This window comes from Microvirga sp. GN3 (assembly GCF_055792825.1).
The window spans coordinates 1-22878 of sequence record NZ_JBVVAK010000094.1 but is presented as its reverse complement, the minus strand read 5'-3'; the positions used below and the strand labels follow the sequence as shown (position 1 = coordinate 22878).

The window sequence follows — 22878 nt, the reverse complement described above, 5'->3', positions numbered from 1 at the left end:
GTGACGCACAACTCGAGTTGAAGGAGGAGAAGGCGCCAAGACAGTGGATCATGCCCACACGTCTGCGCTGCTCTCTCACATGCGTGACCCAAACCCAACGTTTTGGACGCCTAAAAAGATAGCCGTCTGGTCAACTGCTACGCAATGCCGCTCACGACCTTAGGCGAATTGAAGCATCGTTTCATGTTGCAAATTGTATCCAATATGCGATTGTGGACGTACTGATCTCAGGCGAGAATTGCCGGGCTCAGACACGAATCAACCAGGGAACGAGAAATGAAACTAAGGACCACCGCGGCTGCTCTTCTTTTTGGCATGCTCGCCGCAATGCCCGCCAAAGCGGACAAGCTCGACGACATAATTGCCTCCGGCACGCTACGCTGCGCCGTGACGCTCGACTTCCCGCCCATGGGCTCGCGCGACGAGAAGAACCAGCCGATCGGCTTCGACGTCGACACCTGCAACGATCTTGCCAAGGCGCTCGGCGTGAAGGCCGAGATCGTCGAGACCCCGTTCCCGGACCGCATCCCGGCGCTCGTCTCGGATCGTGCAGATGTGGGCGTTGCCTCAACCTCTGACACCCTGGAGCGCGCCAAGACAATCGGCTTCTCGATTCCCTACTTCGCCTTCAAGATGGTGGTCCTCACCCGTGAAGATACCGGCATCAACACCTATGAGAGCCTGAAGGGCAAAAAGACCGGATCGACCTCCGGCACCTTCGAGGCGATCGCGCTGGAAAAGGATGTCAAGAAGTGGGGCGGCGGCTCGTTCCGTCCGTACCAGACCCAGGCTGACGTGTTCCTGGCACTCTCACAGAGCCAGATCGACGCGACCGTCGTCACCAATACGGTGGCCCAGGCGACGGTCAAATCCGGCAAATTCAAAGGCTTCGTGGTCAAGGACGATGCGCCCTACGTGACCGACTACGTCTCCCTGATTGGCTTGCGCCAGGAGCAGGGGCTGCTCAACTACCTCAACCTCTTCGTAAATCAGCAGGTTCGCACCGGTCGTTACCAGGAACTGTACGACAAGTGGGTGGGCGGCGGTGAGGCGCCTGACCTCACTGTTAAAGGCGTCTATCGCTGATCAGCCGTTGAACGAGCGGGGGCAAAGCAATGCCTCCGTTCTTCCCAAGGCCCCTCAGTCGTTTGGACCGCCCCATCATGCTGAATTATACATTTCATTGGCGCCCGGCCTTCAATGCCCTTCCAGACATGCTGTGGGGCGCTCTGGTGTCTCTCCAGATCGCCGTGCTGTCGATGGTGATCGGTGTCGTCCTCGCTGTGTTCCTGGCGCTCGGCCGCCAGTCGAATAACAAGGTCTTCTATAGCTTCTCGACGGGATGGGTCGAGCTGGCCCGCAACACGCCGGCCCTGTTCCAGATCTACATGACGTATTTTGGCTTGGGCTCCTTCGGAATTCATCTCGATTCCTATGTGGCGCTTCTCGCCGGCATCGCCTTCAACAATGCGGGCTATCTCGCGGAGACCTTCCGCGGCGGCCTTCGCGTGATTCCCTTTACACAGACGCGTGCCGCTCGCTCGCTCGGCATGACCGCGCCGCAGGCCTTCCGCCTCATCGTGCTGCCGCAGATGTTCCGCATCGTGTTCTATCCCATGACCAACCAGATGGTCTGGGCGCTGCTGATGACCTCGCTCGGCGTCACGGTCGGCCTCAATACCGATCTCACGGGCGTCACGCAGGACCTGAACGTGCGCACCTTCCGTACCTTCGAATTCTTTGCCATAGCGGGCGTGATCTATTACCTGATGGCCAAGCTCATCACCCTCTCATCGCGCCTCTTCGCCTGGCGCCTGTTCCGGTACTAAGGGAGCTTGTGATGTTCGAGACAAGTCTCACCTGGAATGACGTTCTCTTCTTACTTCAGGGCGCGGGAACGACGCTGACCATCACGTTTTGGGCAGTGCTCGGCGGCACTATCCTGGGCATGCTCTTTGGTCTCATCCGGGCCACGTCGCCGTGGTGGGTTAACGCGCCAGTTGGCTTCGTGCTGGACATCCTGCGTTCGGTCCCTCTCCTAATCCAGTTCGTGCTCGCAAACTCGTTCAAGTCCATCCTCAAGCTCCAGGTATCTGCCTTCACGGTAGGCTGCGTGGTGCTCGCCCTCTATACGGCGGCGTACTGTGCCGAGATCGTGCGCGGCGGCATCCTGGCCGTTCCGCCGACCACGCGCCGGGCCGCTCGCTCCTTGGGCATGACCTACACGCAGGACCTGACCAACATCGTCTTCCCGATGGCCTTGCGTGTTGCGCTCCCGAGCTGGATTGGCCTTACGCTCGGCGTCATGAAGGACACGGCGCTCGTTCTCTGGATCGGTATCGTCGAATTGCTGCGGGCGTCGCAGGTCATCGTGACCCGCATCCAGGAACCGCTCTTCGTCCTCTCGATTGCTGGTTTGATCTATTTCCTCATGAGCTTCCCGATTGCACGGCTCGGGGCGCGGCTCGAAAAGCGGTGGCGCGAAAATGATTGAGTTGAAAGATGTCCGCAAATCTTTCGGTACCCTCGAGGTGCTGAAAGGCGTGAGTCTGACGGTTCAGAAAGGCGAGGTGGTCTCGGTCATTGGTGGCTCGGGCTCGGGCAAGTCTACGATGCTCATGTGCATCAACGGTCTCGAGCCGATCCAGGGGGGAAAGATCCTTGTCGACGGGATCAATGTGCATGCCCGCGGTACGGACCTCAACAAGCTCCGGCAGCGGATTGGCATCGTGTTCCAGCAGTGGAACGCGTTTCCGCATCTCACCGTACTCGAAAACGTTATGCTCGCGCTCCGCAAGGTTCTGGGCAAGAGCAAGAGGGAGGCCGAAGAGATCGCCGTCAGGCAACTCACCCATGTGGGTCTCGGCGAGAAGCTGAAAGTCTATCCCTCCAAGCTCTCTGGTGGGCAGCAGCAGCGCATGGCGATTGCGCGCGCTCTTGCTATGTCGCCGGATTATATGCTGTTTGACGAGGTGACCTCGGCGCTGGATCCGCAACTCGTCGGCGAGGTGCTGGATACCCTGAAGATGCTCTCGGAAGAGGGGATGACCATGATCCTGGTTACGCACGAGATCCGCTTTGCCCGTGACGTGTCGGACCGGGTTGCGTTCTTCCATAAGGGGTTGATTCATGAGATCGGCAAGCCCGAGCAGGTGATCGGAAACCCGCAAAAGCCCGAAACCATCGACTTCCTCAAGTCGGTCCTCTGAAGGCTAGGGCAACCCCACGCCTCACGAATTCTTTTCCAAGTCTTCCCGATCCCGGAGAGCACAATGCGCACGTCAAAGGTCGTTCATATCGTCAGCTGTCATGCTGAAGGAGAGGTTGGCGATGTAATCGTTGGCGGTGTCGCTCCACCTCCAGGGGACACCATATGGGAGCAGTCCCGGTTCGTTGCCGAGGACGAGACGCTGCGCAATTTCGTGCTGAACGAGCCCCGCGGCGGTGTCTTCCGGCATGTGAACCTTCTTGTGCCTCCAAAGGATCTACGGGCTCAGATGGGCTGGATCATCATGGAGCCGGCGGATACGCCGCCCATGTCGGGTTCCAACTCGATGTGCGTCTCCACTGTCCTTCTCGACACTGGCATCATTCCCATGCAAGAGCCTATCACCCACATGGTTCTCGAGCCGCCGGGCGGCCTCATTGAGGTTGAGGCCGAATGCAGGAATGGAAAGGCCGAACGGATCCGAGTCCGAAACGTCCCGTCATTTGCGGATAAGCTCGATGCGAAGCTGGAGGTCGAAGGAATTGGCACCATCACTGTCGATACCGCTTATGGCGGCGACAGCTTCGTTTTAGTGGATGCGGCCACACTCGGCCTTCGCCTGACGCCCGATCAGGCACGCGATATCGCTCAAATAGGTATAAAGATCACCAAAGCCGCCAATGAACAGCTCGGCTTCAAGCATCCTGCCAATGACTGGGGCCATATCTCGTTCTGCCAGATCACGGATCCGGTAATGATGAGAGACGGCGTCCTGACCGGCAAGAACGCCGTCGCGATCCGCCCCGGCAAGATCGACCGTTCTCCGTGTGGAACCGGATGCTCGGCCCGCATGGCAGTTCTGCATGCAAAGGGCCAGATGAAGATCGGCGACAGGTTCGTCGGCACCTCCCTCATCGATACTGAGTTCCATTGCAGCATTGACCGCGAAGTCGACATCAACGGAAAACCCGGTATCAGTCCGATCATCTCCGGCCGGGCGTGGGTGATCGGCACGCAGCAGCTCATGGTCGATCCTGCTGATCCTTTCCAGACCGGTTACCGCCTGTCGGATACCTGGCCGCAGATGTAACGCATCTTTCGAGAAAACCGGAGCAGGACGGATAAGGTATAAGCATGAGCGAAGAAGTCTCCCTCACGCTGGGCGAGGTCCGGCGCATCAGCATCGATGTTCTGAAGGCCGGCGGCCTGTCGCAGGAGCATGCTGAAGCTATTGCTGGCGTAATCTATGCAGGGCAGCGGGACGAATGCCATTCCCACGGCATGTATCGTCTGCTTGGCTGCGTGCGCTCCGTGAAGGAGGGCAAGGTCAATCCAAATGCGGTGCCGGATGTGGTGGATCACGCGCCGGCCATTGTGCGCGTGAACGCACATTACGGTTTTTCGCCCTTGGCCTTCGAGCGCGGCAAGCCGCTCCTGGTGGAGAAGGCCCGCACCTTGGGCCTCGCAGCCATGGCCATCAACAACTGCTATCACTTCTCGGCTCTCTGGCCGGAGGTGGAGGTTATCTGCGCTGACGGCCTTGTAGCGCTCGCCATGACGCCGAGCCACAGCTGGGTGGCGCCCGCCGGCGGCAAGAAGCCCGTGTTCGGCACGAACCCGATTGCTTTCGCCTGGCCGCGCCCTGACGGTCCTCCCTTCGTGTTCGATTTCGCCACCAGCGCCATCGCACGTGGCGAGATCGAGCTGCACCGGCGTGCGGGAAAGCCTATCCCGGCCGGTTGGGCCATCGACAGCAACGGCAACCCGACGAATGACGCGGCCGCCGCTCTCGCCGGCGCCATGCTCACTTTCGGCGGCCACAAAGGCTCGGCCCTGTCTGCTATGATCGAGCTCATGGCAGGACCGCTCATCGGCGACCTGACGAGCGCGGAATCCATGGCCTTCGACGAGGGCGTGGGCGCTGCACCCTGCCACGGCGAACTGGTTCTCGCCTTCGACCCCAAGGTGTTCCTGGGTGCGGACGCAGGCCAGCACGTCGCCCACGCCGAAGAGATGTTCGATGCCATCGTGGGCCAAGGTGCCCGCCTGCCGTCGCAGCGCCGTTACGAGGCGCGGGAGCGCAGCAAGGCGAACGGCGTTCACATCCCGAAGGCGCTTTACGACGACCTGCAGGCGCTGCTGCCGCGTTGACGAAGGAAGCCGCCATGAGCGAAACCGTCTTCTCTGGAACCACCTTCGTCCGTGGCGAGGCTCTCGGTGAGATCATCGCCAGCGACCTGGAGCTAAGCTTCTGGGGCGGCGTCGATCCTGCCACCAGTGAGGTGATCGACCGGCATCATCCCCTCAGCAGACAGGTTCTAACCGACAAGGTTCTTGTAATTCCTGGTGGACGTGGATCCTGCTCGGGTACCGGTGTGATCCTGGAGTTGCTTCTCACCGACAAGAGCCCTGCGGCCATTGTAACCGAGCGGGAGGATGACATCCTGACCCTTGGTGTTGTGATTGCCGAAGAAGTGTTCGGAAAATCCATCCCGGTTATTGCGCTCGATCCGAGAGATTTCCGTCAGGTGACGGCTGCACGTTTCGCCCGCGTCGCCGGCAATCGCGTGGCATGCGGCAACGACGCTGCAGCTTTGCGGGGACTCCGGCTGCACCGGGATCAGGCGGAGCATCCCGCAACGCGTATCGAACTGAGTGATGCGGACCAGGCTTTCCTCAACGGCGTGCATGGCAAGGCCGCTCAGGTCGCGATGAGGGTCATCGTGCGTATGGCCCAGCTGCAAGGCGCGGACCGCCTCATCGACGTCACGCAGGCGCATATCGACGGCTGCGTCTACACCGGGAACGGCTGCCTTAAGTTCGCTCAGCAGCTGCGGGATTGGGGCGGCAGGGTTGTCGTGCCGACGACGCTCAATTCCATTTCCGTCGATCATCGGCGCTGGCGCGTGCAGGGCATCGATCCTGCTTTCGGGGAACCCGCGAGCCAGCTGGGCGACACCTATGTGGACATGGGCGCACGGCCTACATTCACCTGCGCGCCTTATCTGCTTGATTCTGCACCGGCTCAAGGCGAGCAGATCGTATGGGCGGAATCAAACGCCGTCGTTTATGCCAACAGCGTGCTCGGCGCCCGTACGATGAAGTATCCCGACTTCCTCGATATCTGCATCGCACTTACGGGCCGTGCGCCGCTTGCTGGGTGCCACATCGAGAGCAACCGGAGAGCGGCTCTTCAGATCAATCTGCCGAAGCTAAAGGACCTCGATGATGCGTTCTATCCGCTGCTTGGCTATCACATCGGCCTGCTCGCCGCGAACCGCATTCCCGTCATTGTTGGTTTGGAACAGGCGACGCCTTCGCAGGATGACCTGAAAGCTTTTAGCGCTGCTTTTGCGACCACATCGAGCGCTCCAATGCTCCATATCCTCGGCGTAACACCCGAAGCGGCAAACTTCACCGATGCGACTGGCGGGAAGGCCGTTCCCGCCATCGACATCGGCGTCGAGGATCTGCTTCGGAGCTGGCGCGAACTCAATAGCGCGACAGATCAATCGGTCGATCTCGTGTCGCTCGGCAATCCGCACTTCTCGTTCAGCGAATGCGAAAGGCTTGCTGCCCTCTGCCGCGGACGCACGAAGCATCAAGGTGTGGCGGTCGCCGTTACCTGCGGGCGCACCACGCACGACAAGGCGCGGGAGGCCGGCGTGCTATCAGAACTCGAACGCTTTGGTGTTAGATTCGTCACCGATACCTGCTGGTGCATGATCATCGAGCCGGTCATCCCACCGAAGGCAGCGACGATCATGACCAATTCCGGCAAATACGCCCATTACGGCCCAGGGCTTACGGGTCGTCGATTCCACTTCGGCAGCCTCACCGCCTGCGTCGAGGCCGCGTGCACGGGCGTCACAAGCGTCGAGCTTCCGTCGTGGTTAAAGTCCGATTGAGCCGTTTGTGTGCACCCTCGCCACTGACCTTCTTGGTCAGCTTGATGCGCCCGCCCTCAACCCGATCGACCGGGTTCCATTGCAACTCCTGACATAGGTCAAGCGAAGGCCGGACAAGAACGCAGGTTACGCGGCTGCGCCGAACAGGGTAGCAATGAAATCGCGCTGCGCGCCCATGTCAATCGCTGGTGCACTGACAACCGGTCCCTTGCGGATCATCGCCATCACCTCATAGCCTGCAATCGTCTGGGTGGCCGTAGCTGTGTTGCACGGATCATCCGAGGCATACATTGAGCTCAGATCCAGCTGAGTTTAGGCGATACGGACGGACTTCGGACGTCCAAGCTCAAGCATGCGGTTTAGGGCATGAACTGCAATGGCGATCTCGGACGTGCGACGCCGATCTCTCCGTGAGCGCAAGGCGTTTCCAATCACTCGTTTAAGGCGGCTGATGGATGCCTCCACCAAGGCACGACGAGTATAGCCGGACCTCTTCTGCCAGCCGATGCGTCCATGCTCTTTAATGCTTTGAAGATGCAAATCGCGCTGGGTCAGAGCACTCTCTACCATCTTGGTCAGCACTGCTGTTGATCGTGGCGGAACGATCACTGCAGCATCAGGATGGTGCGTGGCGACGGTGCCGTAGACCCCCTCTTGATCGTAAGCTCCATCACCGGTGAAGGAGGCGAGTGGAGCTTTGATCTGATCGAGCAAAGGTTCAACCTGCGAGCTATCATCGACATCATGGGGCGTCAGCTCTGATGCAAGGATCTGACCAGTCTCGGCATCGACCCCGATGTGCAGCTTGCGCCAGGATCGGCGTCTCCGCGTCCCATGCTTCTCGATGAGCCACTCGCCGGGTCCACACAGCCGAAGGCTTGTGCTGTCGACCAGCAGGTCAACAGGTCCTCCGGAGCTCGGAGGTGGCTTTGGGACGTCCAAGGTCTCGGCGCGGCGGCTCAGGGTCGAGTGATCCGGGACCGCCAAATCCAGGCCGAGGAGCCTCAGGATCGAGCCGATCAGCCCCTCGGTTTGGCGGAGTGCCAGCCGGAACACCGCCCGCAATGTCAACGCCGTCCTGATTGCCAAAGCCGAATAGTGGGCTTGACCGCCTCGCGTTGTATGAGGTTCGGCCCGCCAAGCGGCAATCGCCTCGTCAGATAACCAGACGGTGAGACTTCCGCGCTGGCGCAATGCGGCGTCGTATTCGGCCCAGTTCGTCACCCGGTGCCGCTGCTTCGGGATGCGATGACGGCGAGCGGCATTGGCCTTAAAGGGCACGGTAGAAATCCGAGATCAGGAGGGCGAAGCCCTCCTATGCCTTCCAGTTTGGCTGTCAAATCGCATCCCTGCAACAAAGCGGGGGCAGACCAATGTAGTTCGTCCATGTAATGTTTGTATACGATGGAGGTATGCTAATCAACCGATTTTAGCATACAATACGCCGTGCAGTACGGCGCACCAGGCAGCTTCTCTAGAAGATCAGTTCCAGGGAACATGAGAAATTATCAGGAGCTGCCGTAGCTTTAGCCATATTTGAGTCCCGCAACGTAAGATGAGCCACGCTTTGGTTGTGATATCGTGCGGGAACGAACACAGAGCTGGACTCGATGTGAGCTTGCCTGTCGAGCACTTTCTGACCTCGTGGGCCGCGTAGGGTATGTACGCTGGCCAGTTGCATAACGCCGGAAACTGTATACATATCTAAGAAGGAACGGATGCGCCCGCCTACCTTCTTGCGAGATTTATATGGATGCGAAGTCGTGGAGGTCTCGAGCCCCATCATCTAAGGAAAGCACAAACCCACGGGACAAGGGCCGAGCTACTCCGAACTCTCGGAGTGATGCCGTTTATGCCAGCCTTCGCCGTGCCATTATTGAACAGGCCCTTCTACCAGGCGATAAGCTGACAGAAGACCTGATCGGTGAGCGCTTTGGGGTCAGCCGAACCATTGTCAGAGCCGCCCTGGCACGCCTTAATGCGGAGGGATTGGTTGATCTGCCCCCCAATAAGGGCGCGGCTGTTTCTCAGCCGAGCCTTTCCGAGGCCCAAGACATCTTTGAGGCCCGGGCCTGCGTGGAGAGGCAGGTTCTGACGCGGCTCGCCGAGAAAGTGACTGACCAAGACATTCAGCGACTTGAGCAACATCTCGCATTGGAAGCTAAGGCGATTGTACATGATGGACCGGCATCAATCCGCTTAGCTGGAGAGTTTCACGTTCTCTTGGCCGAGCTCTCCGGCAACAGTGTCCTGACACGCTACGTCAATGAACTGGTCTCGCGGTGCTCGCTGATTCTGGCCCTTTATAGCCGCCCGCATTCGTCCGAATGCTCCGTAAGTGAGCACCAGCAGATCATCGATGCCTTGCGGGTTCGTGACGTAAATCGGGCCGTTTCGGCCATGGATCATCACCTGCATGCTGTGACCGAGCGGGCTTTACTCTTTTCCGAAGCTGATAAACAGAGAGATATCAGGTCTATTCTGGACCGATACGCGACTTGACGCGGCAAGTCTCTCTAAAATCTGAGATTGTATACAAAGCGCGTGGAGCGTTCTGCTTCACGCGCCGGTGTCGTACGGCTTGGCAATTCTCAAGCTCCCTTTGTCAGTGACATTCCCAAGCACGATAGCTTGGCCTTTCTTTCAATACACTCGGACTGGCCAGCACGCCGCCGGAAGCGGGCTCCGTTTAATTGACGGGGTTTAAATTGTATGCGAAACTGACCATGCTTCGTATTCAATACAAGCGAACGATAATATTGAGGAAGCGCCATGAACGTAAGGTATGCCGCCGGTCTGTCTATCGCGTTAGGAGTCTTGGTAAGTACGGGTGTGGAGGCAAAGATCCTGCGATGGTCCTCTCCAACCGACATCGCAACTCTCGATCCATATGCGCAGATCGAGAGCACGACGATTGCCATGCTACACCACGTCTTCGACCCGCTGGTGCGGCGCGGCCGCACCCTCGAGCTCGAGCCTGCCCTTGCCGTCAGCTGGAAGACGATCAAGCCGGACACGTGGCGCTTCGAGCTGCGCCAGAATGTCAAATTCCACAACGGCAATCCGTTTACCGCCGATGATGTCGTCGCCTCGATCACGCGCCTGCTCGATCCCGGCGCCCGCGCCCGCGGCAACCTTTCCACTGTCGTTCGCGCCGAAAAGGTTGATGACTATACCGTCGACATCGTGACCAGGGGGCCTTACCCTCTCCTGCTAAACGACCTCGCCGGCATTTACATCATGGACAAGGAGTGGATGCAGGCAAACGACGCGCTGAAGCCCGGCAATATTGCCACCGGCGTCACCACCGCCGCCTCCACGGCCGCCGTCGGAACGGGGCCGTTTAAGGTCGAGTCCTACAAACCGGATGCCGGCACCGTCTTCGTGGTGAATCCGGACTGGTGGGACAAGCCCCAGCACAACCTGACCCGGATCGAGTTCAAGCCCGTGAAGTCGGACGCCACCCGCGTCGCGGCCCTGCTCTCGGGCGAGCTCGACCTGATCGCACCCGCGCCATTGCAGGACCTGCAGCGCATCGGCTCATCGTCCGGCTTCAAGGTGGTCGAAGAGCCCTCGCTTCGTCTCATCATGCTCTCACTCAACTTCAGGCCCGAGCTCAAGGCGACGCCGGGACAGAAGAACCCGATGCTGGATCTCAAGGTGCGCCAAGCGATGTGGCACGCCATCGACTTCGAGACGATCAAGAAGCGCGTCATGCGTGATAAATCACGCAACACGGGAACCCTCGTGGCTCCTCCCGTTCCGGGCTATTCCAAGGACAATGATCAGCCCTTTGGCTACGATCTGGAAAAGGCGAAGAAGCTCCTTGCCGAGGCTGGCTACCCCAACGGCTTCAAGACCAAGCTCAACTGTCCGAATGACCGCTATATCAACGACGAGCAGACCTGTGTGGCGATTGCATCGATGTGGGCGAAAGCCGGCATCCAGGCGGAACTGCAGACCGAGTCCCGCGCCACGTATTTCCCGCGGCAGGATCGCGGCGAATTCGATGTCTCGATGCTCGGTTGGGCGACGCTGCCGCCGATGGACGGGTTCAGCGTCCTGTCCTCGCTGCTGACTGCGCAGAAGGATGGCTATGGCGGCTCCAACTCCAGCACCTACGCCAACCCGCAGATCGAGGACCTGACCCGCAAAGCTGCGGTTGAGTTGGATGAGCCCAAGCGCCGCGCCCTGCTGGTCGAAGCGCTCAAGATTGCTCGCGATACAGTGGCCTATATCCCGATCCATCAGCAGCCCGTTGCCTGGGCGGTTCGTGAGGGTGTGGACGTGCCCCAGTTCCCGGACGAGTACGTCCGCCTCTGGTTTGCCCAGGTGAAGTAGCAACTCTCACAAGGACACGCGGTCCGTCTCGTCGGACGAGGCGGGCCGCCGGAAACGCTCATGGTAAAAGTCCTTCTGTCCCGGCTCGGTCAAGCGGCCCTCGTGCTACTCGTCGTCTCGGCGGTGTCGTTCGTGATGTTCCGCTTCGTCGGTGACCCGGTGGCAACCATGTCACGCGAGAACGCCACCGTCGAGGAGAAGACGGAGCTGCGGCGCACCCTTGGCCTCGACCAACCTGTTATCGTGCAGTATGGACGCTTCCTCGGCCGCACGCTCACAGGCGACCTCGGCATCAGCTACCGCAACCAACGTCCGGTTACGGAGCTCATTGCCGAGCGTCTCCCGGCGACGCTGGAACTCGTGCTTGTCGCGACCATCCTCTCCCTGTCGCTTGGGATTCCCCTCGGAGTCCTGTGTGCCCTGAATCCAAACGGGGTGGCGGCCCGCCTGGTGCAGGCTCTGTCCCTGATCGGCATCTCTACGCCGACCTTCGTAACCGGTATCGTCTTGATCCTGGTCTTCGCCGTAAGCCTTGGCTGGCTGCCATCCTTCGGACGCGGACAGGTCGTTGATCTGGGCTGGTGGTCGACAGGCTTCCTGACTTGGAGCGGCTTGAAATCCTTGATTCTGCCCGGCATTACGCTCGCCCTCTATCAGCTCACGCTGATCATGCGCCTTGTCCGGGCGGAGATGATCGATGTGCTCTCGAGCGACTACATTCGCTTCGCCAAGGCGCGAGGCCTGCCACCTCGCTACATCCATTTCCGCCTGGCCCTGCGCAATGCCCTAATGCCGGTCATCACGGTCACGGGTCTGCAGATCGGCTCCCTGATCGCCTTCGCGATCGTCACCGAGACGGTCTTCCAATGGCCGGGCATGGGCCTGTTGTTCATCCAGGCCGTGAGCTTTGCCGATATTCCCGTCATGGCGGCGTATCTGCTCTTCGTAGGTCTCCTTTTCGTTCTCATCAACACGGTGGTCGACATTCTCTATGCAGTGGTTGATCCCCGCCTGCGCGCGAGGTCCGCATGAACACGCTCGCCTCCTCTCCGGGTCTCATCACCCGCATCGGCGCCCCGATCTCCGTGATGGTCGCGGCCGCCGTGGCAGTGATCATCGTTGCCTGCGCCCTGCTCGCCTCGTGGATCGCTCCCTACGACCCCACGGATCTCGCGACCTTCGAGCTCATGAATGCTGAACTGCCACCGGCTTTCACGGCCGACGGCGATTCTCGCTTCGTCCTCGGGACCGACAACCAAGGCCGCGATCTTCTGTCCGCCATGCTCTACGGCGCCCGCGTCTCAATTGCGATCGGCGGCGGCGCCGTTCTCGTGGCCGCGACCCTCGGGGTAATCCTGGGGCTGATCGCCGGGTATTTCGGCGGCAAGGTCGACGCGGTGATCATGCGGATCGCCGATGTCATCCTGAGCTTTCCTACCATTCTCCTGGCACTGCTGGTGAGCGGCATCGCCCGCGCCCTCTTTCCCGGCGCGGCGACGGCGGAATGGGCGCCGGTCATTCTCATCTGCGCCATCGCAATTCATGAATGGGTGCAGTATGCCCGCACGGTCCGCGCTGCCACGATGGTCGAAACCGCCAAGGATTACGTGCGCGCTGCCAAGGTGATCGGGCTGCCGGCGCACCGCATCATGCTAAGGCACATCCTGCCGAATGTGATGAGCCCGGTGCTGGTGATCTCCACCATTAACCTGGCCGCAGCGGTGCTGACGGAAGCCACGCTGTCCTTCTTAGGCGTCGGGATGCCGCCGACCTACCCGTCCCTCGGCACGCTGATCCGCATCGGCAACGAGTTCGTGTTCTCGGGGATCTGGTGGATTGCCCTGTTCCCCGCCCTTGCCCTCGTGATCCTCGTGCTCGCGGTCAACATCGTGGGCGACTGGCTCCGCGACCGCTTCAATCCCAAACTGCGGGTGAAACGATGAGCGCTCTCCAACCGCCTGTCCTGGCCATCGATGGCCTGCGGGTCGAATATCCGCTCGCCAACGGCGCGGTCTTCACCGCCGTGGAGAGCGCCTCCCTGGTGATCCAGCCAGGCGAGATCCATGCACTCGTGGGAGAATCCGGCGCCGGCAAGACGACCATCGGCAACGCCGTGATGGGTCTTCTCGAGAAGCCCGGCCGCATCGCAGCAGGCACCATCCACATCGGCGGCAAGCCGCTCGATCCTGACAAGGGATCGGCGGAGGGCGTCGTGCTGGGCCGGGATGTCGGCGCGGTGTTCCAGGATCCGATGACGAGCCTCAACCCCCTGTTCACGGTGGAAAGCCAGCTCACCGAGACCATGCGGACTCACCTCCGGCTCGACCGCACGGCTGCCCGCGCACGCGCCCTGCAGCTCTTGGAAGCCGTGGGAATTCCCGAACCGCAGCGCCGCCTCAAGGCCTACCCCCACCAGCTTTCCGGCGGTCAGCGCCAGCGGGTGGTCATCGCCGCCGCGCTGTCCTGCGACCCGAAGCTGGTGGTGGCGGACGAACCGACGACGGCCCTCGATGTCTCGGTCCAGGCTCAGATCCTGCGGCTGATGCGGGAGCTCGTGGACCAGCGCGGCATCGGTATCCTGCTCGTCACCCACAACATGGGAGTGGTCGCCCAGATTGCCGATCGGGTCACCATCATGCATAGGGGCAAGGTGGTCGAGACCGGACCGACGGCGGAGGTGCTGCGGCGCCCGAAGGCACCCTATGCCAGGGCGCTCATCGGCGCAGTGCCGCGCATCGATATGAGGCTCGATCGCTTCCCCGTCCTCGGCGAGGAAGGCAAGGGGCGCGCTGCGGAAGCGCGAGCGGTGCTGCGGGCCAAGACGGAGCGCTCCAATGCGATGGCGGACGGAGCACCTCTCCTGTCCGTCGAAAACCTGCGCGTCGAATACACGACCAGCGGCTGGCTGCCTGGTTCGAAGGGACACCAATTCCGCGCGGTCGACGATGTGAGCTTCTCGGTCAACAGCGGCGAGGTGTTCGGTCTTGTGGGCGAGTCCGGCTGCGGCAAGACCACCATCGCCAATGTCGTATCAGGGCTACTCCGCCCAACCGCCGGACGGGTGATCTATCGCGGCCAGACGGTGGCCGGAGAGGGCTCCACGCACCGGGTCGGTCCGCTGCGCCAGGCGATCCAGATGATCTTCCAGGACCCTTACTCGTCTCTCAACAGCCGCATGCGAATTGGCTCGATCCTCTCGGAGCCGATCCTGTTCTATCGCCTTGCCTCGACAAAGGCGGAGGCGGCGGACGACGTCACCCGCCTGATCGAGGCCGTGGGACTGGAGGCCGATGCGGCCCAACGCTTTCCGCACGCCTTTTCTGGCGGCCAGCGCCAGCGTCTGTCCATCGCGCGCGCCCTTGGCGCGAGGCCCAAGCTCATCGTCTGTGACGAGCCGACATCGTCCCTCGACGTCTCCGTGCAGGCCCAGATCCTGAACCTGCTGAAGGACCTGCGCGACGCCACCGGACTGACGCTTCTGCTGATCAGCCACGATCTCGCCGTGGTGCGCCAGATGTGCGACCGCGTCGCCGTGATGCGAAGCGGCAAACTGGTGGAGGAAGCCACGTCCGAGACGCTCTTCAGCGCTCCGCAGCATCCCTATACGCAGGAACTGCTGTCCCTTGTCCCGACCCTCGACCGCATTCGAGGTGAAACCCAAGCCGCCTGATCGATTGGAGCTTTCTCAAATGGCTGACATCATCATCGCTCACGGCATCGTGGTCACGATGGATCCGCAGCGCCGCGTCATTGAGGACGGCGCGGTCGCGATCGAGAAGGACAGGATCGTCGCCGTGGGTTCGACGAGCGAGGTCATGGCGGCACACCAAGCTGCAGTCGTTATCGATGCCACGAACAAGATCGTCATGCCGGGCCTCATCGACGGCCACGGCCATGCGGGCCACGGCCTGATCAAGACCATGGGCGGTGGCGATAGCCAACAATGGTACCAGGCGTGCGAGAAGGCCTACACTGTGGCATCGACGCCGGAATTCTGGCGTGCTGAAGCCCGCCTTGCCGCCCTTGAAAGGCTTCATTTCGGTGTGACCACAGGTGTTTCGCTGCTCGGCGGCGGCGACACGATCCTGCGTACGGACGAACCTGTCTATGGCGATGCCCATTGCGAAGGCGTGCGCGAGGTCGGCACCCGTTCCGTCGTCGCCGTTGGCCCGACGCGGCCTCCGCATCCCCGTACCTATGCACGCTTCGTTGACGGGAGAGCCGTTGAACGTCCCGTCAGCTTCGAGGAGCAGTTCGAAACCTGTGAAACGCTGATCAGGACCTGGCACGGCAAGCACGGTGGGCGCCTCAACATTGCGCTGATCACGCCGACTCTGCGCCCTGAACATCGTGAGGAGCTGGGTGAAGCTGATCTGGCGGAAGCTCACCGTCAGGCTAAGATGACCGCGAACCTTGCGCGCGAGGCGGGCCTCGTCTTCACTCAGGACGGCCATACCAGGGGCAGCGTCGCCTATGCGAAAGAGCTCGGCATCTTGGGACCAAACGCCCTCCTGTCGCATGCCACCAGTCTAACCAAGGAGGAGATCCGGATCGTCGCCGATACGGGAACGAATATTGCCCATAATCCAAGCGCGATTGCGTCGATTCTCGGCCGTTGCCCAGTTCCGGAACTGCTCGAGGCGGGCGCCAATGTCTGCCTCGGCTCCGATGCCACGGCCCCGGACCGTTCCGGCGACATGTTCCGCCACATGCAGCAATGCATGCATTACCACCGGACCTACTTCAAGGATCCCACATGGTTGCCCCCGGGGCGAGTGCTGGAGATGTGCACCATCGATGCCGCCAAAGCGCTCGGGATGGAGAAGGAGATCGGATCCCTGGAGGTGGGCAAGAAGGCTGACGTGGTGTTGCTCGACCTGCGTCGCCCTCATCTCTATCCGCTCAACATGCCGGTCTTCCGCCTGATCTACTTCGCGAACGGCAATGACGTGGACACTGTCATTATTGACGGGCGCATTGCCCTGCAAGGCCGAAAGGCCACTTTCGTGAACGAGGATGAGATCCTTGATGATGCTCAGCGCGAAACCGAGGCTTTGCTGGATCGCACCGGCTTCCGCTTCATGCTCGAGACGCCGAAGATGTTCTGGAGGCACGTGCGGGCGACGGACCAGATCGAGCATTGAGTCTGCCAGGTTTCGAAGGCCAAGTCCCGGCCCCGGAGCGTCGGGCTTTCATTCGAGCGGATGGTAGACTAGGCGCGCCGCGGGCGACGGCAGTGCAGCTGTACAAAATGCCACAGATGAACAGGTGGTCTTTTCTGTGAATTACGAAAGTCGAACACCTTCGATAACTAAGTGGCCTTCTCGGTCCTCTTACTCACTTGGCTTTCTGGCATTCTGCTTGCTTGTTGCGGCACTCAACCTCAGACCTGCGCTGACGAGCCTTGCGACGGTGCTAACTGAGGTTCAGCAGGCTCTCAAGATTAGCAGCTTCTCAGCAGGTATTCTCACGACGATCCCTGTCCTCTGCTTTGGCGTGTTCGGCCCGTTGGCTCCCCTTTTGTCGTCTCATTTTGGCCTGGAGAGAGCGCTTTTCTTGCTTCTTCTGCTTTTGGGCGCTGCCCTTGGGCTACGGATGTATCCGCATGCCATCACTCTTGCCATCAGCACTCTCGGCGCAGGCGCTTCGATTGGCATGGCCGGCGTCCTCTTGCCCGTGGTCATCCGTGGAGATTTCCCAAAGCAGATTGGCGTTATGACCGGAATTTATACAATGGCCCTGAGCGTCGGAGGGGCAAGTGCCGCTGGTCTAACACCTGTATTGGAGCGCACCTTGGGTGCATGGACCTCTGCCCTCGCGGTCTGGAGCATCCCTGCTTTGATTGCAGCATCACTGTGGAGCATTCTCGCGTTCAACCGCACCATGACCGACCGGATGGCAAGGCTTCCTCCATTCTCGAGGCTGCTCCGTGATCCTGTCGCTTGGTACGTCACCGTCTTTATGGGACTTCAGGCTGCTCTGGCCTTCATCGTCCTCGGGTGGCTCCCGACCTTGTTACAAGATCGTGGTTTTGACGTTGTCAATGCCGGCTTAGTGACTTCGTCTTCCATTATGGCCCAGACGATAACAGCATTGCTCGTGCCCCCACTTGCCACAAAATTTTTGTCCCCGCGGATCGCAATCCTAGTCGTTCTCATGGGAACATGCGCCGGCTTCTTAGGGCTGATCTATGCCCCGATCGAAAGCTGGCTGTTATGGTCTGTCATCCTGGGACTGGGACAGGGAGGCCTTTTTGGACTGGCGCTTCTGTTCATATCACTGCGTTCTCCCTCTGCTGAAGTGGCCGCGATGGTGTCCGGTATGTCGCAGAGCATTGGATATCTCGGAGCCGCCTTAGGCCCGCTCGCAACAAGTTTGCTGCGCGATGCCTTCGGCGGTCCGACAGGCCCAGCCCTTCTGTTTGCAGTGATCTCAGTCCTTTGCACGTGGTTCGGATTGCGCGCCGCCCAGCCCGTTCACATCCTGAGCCCCAGGACTCGTTGACGGCGAGCAGATAACGCTGCCCGGGAGCTGGATGTATCGAGAAGGGATGGGAACATGGCGATGATTGAACCGCTGATTTTGAGAAACGTCAGGAGCGCTCCAGGCAAAAGTTTCGACCTTCATATCAAGGATGGTTGCATCCAGGCGCCTGAGGAGGTTCGTGATCTCCCGGCCAGAACCATCGATTGCGAAGGCGCTCTCGTTCTTCCAGGAATGGTGGAGGCCCACACCCATCTGGACAAAAACTTCCTCGGGTTACCGTGGATCACAAATGATGCGGGCCCGGCACGTGCACAGAAGATCTGGCGAGAGCGGGAGCTGAAGCGTCAATTGAGACTGGATGCAGGCGTTCAGGCGGATCGCCAGATTCAGCGCTGCGTTGCTCTTGGCACAACCCACATCAGAAGCCACATCGATGTGGACGATCAGGTTGGGACACGGAGCATCGAACAAGTTCTCGAAGTGAAGACCACCTGGTTAGATCGTGTCGACATCGAATTGGTGGCATTCCCGCAGAGCGGATGCCTCGTGCTTCCTGGCACCTTGGACATGATGGCTCGCGCCATGGAGCTCGGAGCGGACGTCGTAGGCGGGATTGACCCGGCTTCCATCGATCGCGACCCGCGTGCACACCTTGATGCGATCTTCGGCCTCGCGGATCGCTATGGCCGCCCGGTCGACATCCACCTGCACGAACCGGGAGAGCTCGGCGCCTTCTGCCTCGAGTTGATTATCGAACGGGTCTTGGCTCTTTCCATGCAGGGTCGCTGCGTGGTGAGTCATTGCTATTGTCTTGGGATGCTCCCGGCAGAGCGGACGCTCGAACTCTGCAAGAGCCTTGCCGCAGCTGGGATCTCCATCATGACAACGGGCCCTGCCGGTCGGCCTGCACCACCGCTCACTCATCTGCGTGCGGCCGGTGTTGAGGTCTGCTCCGGCACCGACGGAATCCGAGGGGCGTTCGAACCCTTCGGAAGTGGCGATATGCTTCAGCGCGCGTCTGCTCTGGCCGAGAAGAACGGATTCTATCACGACGAAGACTTGGCCTTCGCCTTCAGCTGCTGCTCCACCGCCGGGGCACGGGCCCTGGGCCGCGAGGAGCACGGAACCCAATCTGGCCAGAAGGCAGATCTGGTGCTGGTCGACGCCGAAACACTGGGTGAAGCGATCATAGATCAGCCACCCCGCAAGCTCGTAATCAAACGCGGACGGATTGTGGCCGAAAACGGCCGTACAGTTGAATGAGGACTTGCAATGCCAGACAAACAACTCCCCTTCGGAAAGCTGCAGGGGCGGACATTGCTTACGGCTCGATGGGTCATAGGCCACGAAGCAGGGCAACACGTCATTCTGCCCGGAGGTGAGGTTGTTTTCGAGGACAGTCGGATCGTCTTCGTCGGGTACGATTTTACGGGCGACGTGGCGCGGCGCGTCGCGTTCCCTCACAGCGTGCTTGCCCCCGGATTCATCGATCTCGATGCCTTATCGGACCTCGACACAGGCACCCTGAGCATTTTCAATCAGCCGTCCTGGCGAAAGGGGCGGGTTTGGCCCACGAGCTACATGGCGCGGGGGCCATACGAGATGTACACCGCCGACGAGCTTATCTTTCAGAAGCGGTATGCGTTCGCGCACCTGATCCGCAACGGAATTACGACAGCGCTGCCGATTGCCTCGCTGTTCTATCGCCAGTGGGGTGAGACCTACGACGAGTTCGCGGCCGCTGCTGGTGAAGCCGCAGACCTGGGCCTGCGCGTTTATCTTGGGCCGGCCTACCGAACCGGCCATTCCTATGTCGATGACAACGGAACCGTCGGACTCCATTTCGACGAAGAGCGCGGTTTGGCCGGCCTCGAGGAAGCCATTCGATTCTGTCGCGAATTCGAGGGACGGAGCAACGGCCTGATTCGGACAATGCTTGCTCCGGACAGGGTCGAGTCGTGCACCGAGACGCTCCTCTGCAGAACCGCAGCTGCCGCCGAGGATCTTGATGTTCCTGTTCGTCTGCATTGCTGCCAGTCCTCGTTCGAGGTTGACGAAGTCTTCCGTCACCATGGGGTATCCCCGGCGGAATGGCTCACCAAAATTGGTTTCCTGTCGGAAAGATGCTTGCTGCCGCATGCCACTCATGTGTCGCGTCCAAGTCCCGATGGTGCTTCGGGCGGTGACTTAGAGCTGTTCAAAGAGGCGGGCGCAACCATCGTGCATTGTCCGAACGTCATGGCGCGCCATGGCAGTGCGCTCAACTCGTTTTCCCGCTGCCTGAGCATGAACATACGTCTCGGGCTTGGAACCGATACATGGCCACCGGACATCATCTACAACATGCAGGCCGGGTTAATGCTCGGCCGGGTCATGGACGAGTCGATGGAAACCGTCGGAGCCGAGCACTTCTTTGACGCGGCGACACTCGGCGGGGCTGCGGCCCTTGGGCGAGACGATCTGGGCCGGATCACTGTTGGCGCCAAGGCGGATCTCATCGTTATTGATCTCGGCCAGGCACATTTCGGGCAGATCACGGACCCGATTCAGGCCCTCATGCTGTGCGGTTCCGGCCGCGATGTGCGCACCGTGTTCATCGACGGCCAGGCTGTCATGCGGGATGGCGTGATCCCCGGTTTCGACCCGGCTGAGGCTCATCAAAGGGCGCAGCGCCAGTTTGAAGGTCTGATTGCCAAGTATCCGGATCGGACGTTCGGGCATCCGCCGGCTGAGACGATCTTCAGACCAACCTACAGACATGTGAGGAAACCATGAGCGAAGGCTGGCTTCTGACCAATGGTACAATTGTTCCAATGGATGAACAGCGGACCGTCATCGCCAAGGGCTATGTCCAGGTTCTTGATGGTCGCATTACCGCCATCGGCTCCATGTCTGACCTTGATCCCGCCTTGGAAGGAGCTGTCATCGATGTAGGGGGTGGGGTGATCATACCAGGGCTGATCGATCTTCACCTCCATGCCGGTCATGCTCTGACCCGCAGTCTCGGCAATTCGGCAGGGCAATGGATGACGTATGTCGGCGATATTTATGCGTCGCACGTGGATGAGGACTTCTGGGCCGCAGAAGCGGCCCTGTCGGCTTTGGAGCGCATCCGGGGCGGCACAACGACCTCTGTTCCGGTTTTCGGTGGCGGCGACAATGTTTTGCGAACAGACGACCCCCTCTACTGTGAGGCTCATCTGGAGCAGGTCATGCGCTCCGGCTTGCGGCATACACTCGTGCTCGGCGCTGGAAGGCCACCTTTTCCAAAGCCATTCACCCGGTTTCAGGCCGCTGCCCGGGAGGCCGTACCAGTCACCCTGGCCGACCAAATCGAGGTTTCCAAGCAGATCATCGAGCGTTGGTCCGGAGCCGGTCAAGGCAGGATCGCCTTTGCTGTCTCGGCGCCGGTCATCTCGGAGGAGGAGTATAATGCGGCGACCTCATCTCTTCGGTCGCAATATGAAGACTGTGTTCACGCTGCGTGGGAACTCTCGCGACAGGTTGGGGTGCCCTTCGCCCAGGATGGTCATCGGGAGGGGTCGGTTGCTTTCATGGCGCGGACTTTCGGCATCTTCGATGAACGCTCGATGCTGGCGCACTGCATCAATCTGACGTCGCAGGACATCGAGGAAATCAAAGCCAAGCAAATCAAAGTGGTCTTTACGCCGAGCTCCCTGATGGCGGTTTACGGCCGCTGCCCGGCGCCGGAGCTGCTTCAGGCCGGAGTCTGTGTCGGATTGGCAACGGACGGCCCGGCTCCTGACCGTCCCCTCGACATGTTTCGGAATATGTTCATGGCGCACCGGTCACAAGCTTGGCATGCTCGTGACGAAACCGTTCTCTCGGCATGGCAAATCTTGGAAATGGCGACGATCAGAGGCGCTGAAGCGCTTGGCCTCGATCATGAAATCGGCTCTCTCAAGGTTGGCAAAATGGCTGATATTGTGGTGGTGGACACCCGAGGCGCTCACCTCTGGCCTCTATATAACCCAGTCGAGCGGCTCGTCTTTTATGCAGGAGCCGCCGACGTCGCGACAGTCATGGTTGACGGGCGCATGTTGATGCAGGACCGTGTCGTGCTCACGCTAGACGAGCAGAACGTACGAGATTGTGCTACGGCAGCATTCGATAGGATGATCGAACGTGCGGGATTACGGTCAATCCTTGCTTTCTAATGTTTACGCCCAGCCTCCTTGCGGCTCTGAAGCATCGGGCAGCTCGAGCACTCATCAGCGGCACAGGTTGCGCGAGCACGATGCGTTGGAGATGGCTTATCACCCGACGAATACGGCCCGATAGTCGTCAATGACTTGGGCTGCGCAACAGGCGATGTCGTCGAGCGGCTCCACGGCTGTACTCAGTTGCTATGACATCTCCAGTGATGGTGCTGTCACGTTAACTGCCGCCAGGCGCATTTAGGCCGATTTGGTCGCCGGAAAGACTCAAGCAGCAATGTTGGCCGCAGACTTCCATTTCGCCATGGCGTTGAGGCGGTGCAGATGGATGGCAGAGGCGAAGCGGTGAGAGTGGGATGGAACGAAAAGGTTGCGGACAGCAGAGAAGACACTGACGAACCGCTGCAGGTACCTGGGCGATCGAAAGCCTTGCATCACCCGCTCTCGTCGACGGAATGGCAGATGCGAATTCTCCGCCCGATTGTTGAGCCCCTTGTGAGAGCGATGTTCGACTTCTGGCATGATTTCGCTGCGAGCGGCCGCGTAGGAGCCGAGCTTGTCGGTAATCATTCGCCGGGGTAGGCAGCCCTGCTTCCGCAAGAGACGCTTCAGCAAACGCTTGGCTGCCTTGGTGTTACGGCGTGCCTGAAGGATCTCATCAAGCACGTAGCCGTCCTGATCAATAGCCCGCCACAGCCAGCGCTTCTTGCCGGCAATGGTGACCACGACTTCGTCGAGATGCCAAACATCGCGGCGG

General features: G+C 60.3%; 19 protein-coding genes and 1 pseudogene. 17 read left to right on the top strand and 3 right to left on the bottom strand.

Translation table 11 applies throughout. From position 1 onward, the window contains the following. Positions 1-276 precede the first annotated feature (276 nt). From ACS5Q1_RS31850 to lhpI, 7 genes are all read left to right on the top strand, one after another. Complete coding sequence (locus tag ACS5Q1_RS31850; protein WP_473101969.1) at positions 277-1086, top strand: ABC transporter substrate-binding protein; 810 nt, start codon at positions 277-279, stop codon at positions 1084-1086. 77 nt (positions 1087-1163) lie between these two features. Beyond that, positions 1164-1829: an amino acid ABC transporter permease gene (locus ACS5Q1_RS31845; RefSeq protein ID WP_473101968.1), complete on the top strand. Its 666-nt coding sequence runs from the start codon at positions 1164-1166 to the stop codon at positions 1827-1829. Between the two features lie 11 nt (positions 1830-1840). Continuing rightward, on the top strand, positions 1841-2494 hold the full coding sequence (locus ACS5Q1_RS31840) for an amino acid ABC transporter permease (protein WP_473101967.1): 654 nt from the start codon (positions 1841-1843) through the stop codon (positions 2492-2494). Further along, a complete protein-coding gene (locus ACS5Q1_RS31835) occupies positions 2487-3209 on the top strand; it encodes an amino acid ABC transporter ATP-binding protein (protein ID WP_473101966.1) in 723 nt (240 codons plus the stop codon). The genes ACS5Q1_RS31840 and ACS5Q1_RS31835 overlap by 8 nt, the downstream gene beginning before the upstream one ends. Before the next feature lie 63 nt (positions 3210-3272). Then, positions 3273-4298, top strand: coding sequence for a trans-3-hydroxy-L-proline dehydratase (locus ACS5Q1_RS31830; RefSeq protein WP_473101965.1), 1026 nt, complete (start codon positions 3273-3275; stop codon positions 4296-4298). A 44-nt stretch (positions 4299-4342) separates the two neighbouring features. Continuing rightward, a complete protein-coding gene (locus ACS5Q1_RS31825) occupies positions 4343-5359 on the top strand; it encodes an Ldh family oxidoreductase (RefSeq protein WP_473101964.1) in 1017 nt (338 codons plus the stop codon). A 14-nt stretch (positions 5360-5373) separates the two neighbouring features. Then, the gene (gene lhpI / locus ACS5Q1_RS31820) at positions 5374-7116 is read left to right on the top strand and encodes a cis-3-hydroxy-L-proline dehydratase (RefSeq protein ID WP_473101963.1); all 1743 of its coding nucleotides are present in this window, start codon (positions 5374-5376) and stop codon (positions 7114-7116) included. A 126-nt stretch (positions 7117-7242) separates the two neighbouring features. On the opposite strand, the pseudogene ACS5Q1_RS31815 reads toward lhpI, so the two are convergent. After that, a pseudogene (locus ACS5Q1_RS31815) lies at positions 7243-7377 on the bottom strand (IS6 family transposase); the annotation flags it as partial. A 51-nt stretch (positions 7378-7428) separates the two neighbouring features. Then, positions 7429-8397 carry an IS5 family transposase gene (locus tag ACS5Q1_RS31810; RefSeq protein WP_473101962.1) on the bottom strand — a complete coding sequence of 323 codons (969 nt, stop codon included), beginning with the start codon at positions 8395-8397 and terminating at the stop codon, positions 7429-7431. A gap of 468 nt (positions 8398-8865) precedes the next feature. Between ACS5Q1_RS31810 and ACS5Q1_RS31805 the strand changes: the two genes are divergently transcribed. The 10 genes from ACS5Q1_RS31805 (at position 8866) to ACS5Q1_RS31760 (ending at position 22121) form a co-directional block, all read left to right on the top strand. After that, complete coding sequence (locus ACS5Q1_RS31805; protein WP_473101961.1) at positions 8866-9618, top strand: GntR family transcriptional regulator; 753 nt, start codon at positions 8866-8868, stop codon at positions 9616-9618. Between the two features lie 270 nt (positions 9619-9888). Then, positions 9889-11457 carry an ABC transporter substrate-binding protein gene (locus ACS5Q1_RS31800; protein ID WP_473101960.1) on the top strand — a complete coding sequence of 523 codons (1569 nt, stop codon included), beginning with the start codon at positions 9889-9891 and terminating at the stop codon, positions 11455-11457. Between the two features lie 60 nt (positions 11458-11517). Continuing rightward, complete coding sequence (locus ACS5Q1_RS31795; protein ID WP_473101959.1) at positions 11518-12489, top strand: ABC transporter permease; 972 nt, start codon at positions 11518-11520, stop codon at positions 12487-12489. After that, complete coding sequence (locus tag ACS5Q1_RS31790; protein ID WP_473101958.1) at positions 12486-13400, top strand: ABC transporter permease; 915 nt, start codon at positions 12486-12488, stop codon at positions 13398-13400. The genes ACS5Q1_RS31795 and ACS5Q1_RS31790 overlap by 4 nt, the downstream gene beginning before the upstream one ends. Continuing rightward, positions 13397-15127, top strand: a complete 1731-nt coding sequence (locus tag ACS5Q1_RS31785; RefSeq protein WP_473101957.1) for a dipeptide ABC transporter ATP-binding protein — start codon at positions 13397-13399, stop codon at positions 15125-15127. Before ACS5Q1_RS31790 ends, ACS5Q1_RS31785 begins: the two co-directional genes overlap by 4 nt. Before the next feature lie 19 nt (positions 15128-15146). Next, complete coding sequence (locus tag ACS5Q1_RS31780; RefSeq protein ID WP_473101956.1) at positions 15147-16601, top strand: amidohydrolase family protein; 1455 nt, start codon at positions 15147-15149, stop codon at positions 16599-16601. 124 nt (positions 16602-16725) lie between these two features. Next, positions 16726-17961, top strand: coding sequence for an MFS transporter (locus tag ACS5Q1_RS31775; protein ID WP_473101955.1), 1236 nt, complete (start codon positions 16726-16728; stop codon positions 17959-17961). A 54-nt stretch (positions 17962-18015) separates the two neighbouring features. Next, positions 18016-19206 (top strand): amidohydrolase family protein, encoded by a 1191-nt coding sequence (locus tag ACS5Q1_RS31770; RefSeq protein ID WP_473101954.1) that lies wholly within the window; start codon positions 18016-18018, stop codon positions 19204-19206. 9 nt (positions 19207-19215) lie between these two features. Next, on the top strand, positions 19216-20718 hold the full coding sequence (locus ACS5Q1_RS31765; protein WP_473101953.1) for an amidohydrolase family protein: 1503 nt from the start codon (positions 19216-19218) through the stop codon (positions 20716-20718). Next, the gene (locus ACS5Q1_RS31760; protein WP_473101952.1) at positions 20715-22121 is read left to right on the top strand and encodes an amidohydrolase family protein; all 1407 of its coding nucleotides are present in this window, start codon (positions 20715-20717) and stop codon (positions 22119-22121) included. Before ACS5Q1_RS31765 ends, ACS5Q1_RS31760 begins: the two co-directional genes overlap by 4 nt. 267 nt (positions 22122-22388) lie before the next feature. Here the strand turns inward: ACS5Q1_RS31760 and ACS5Q1_RS31755 are convergent. After that, on the bottom strand, positions 22389-22878 hold a 490-nt coding region (locus ACS5Q1_RS31755; RefSeq protein WP_473101951.1), incomplete at its 5' end, for an IS6 family transposase.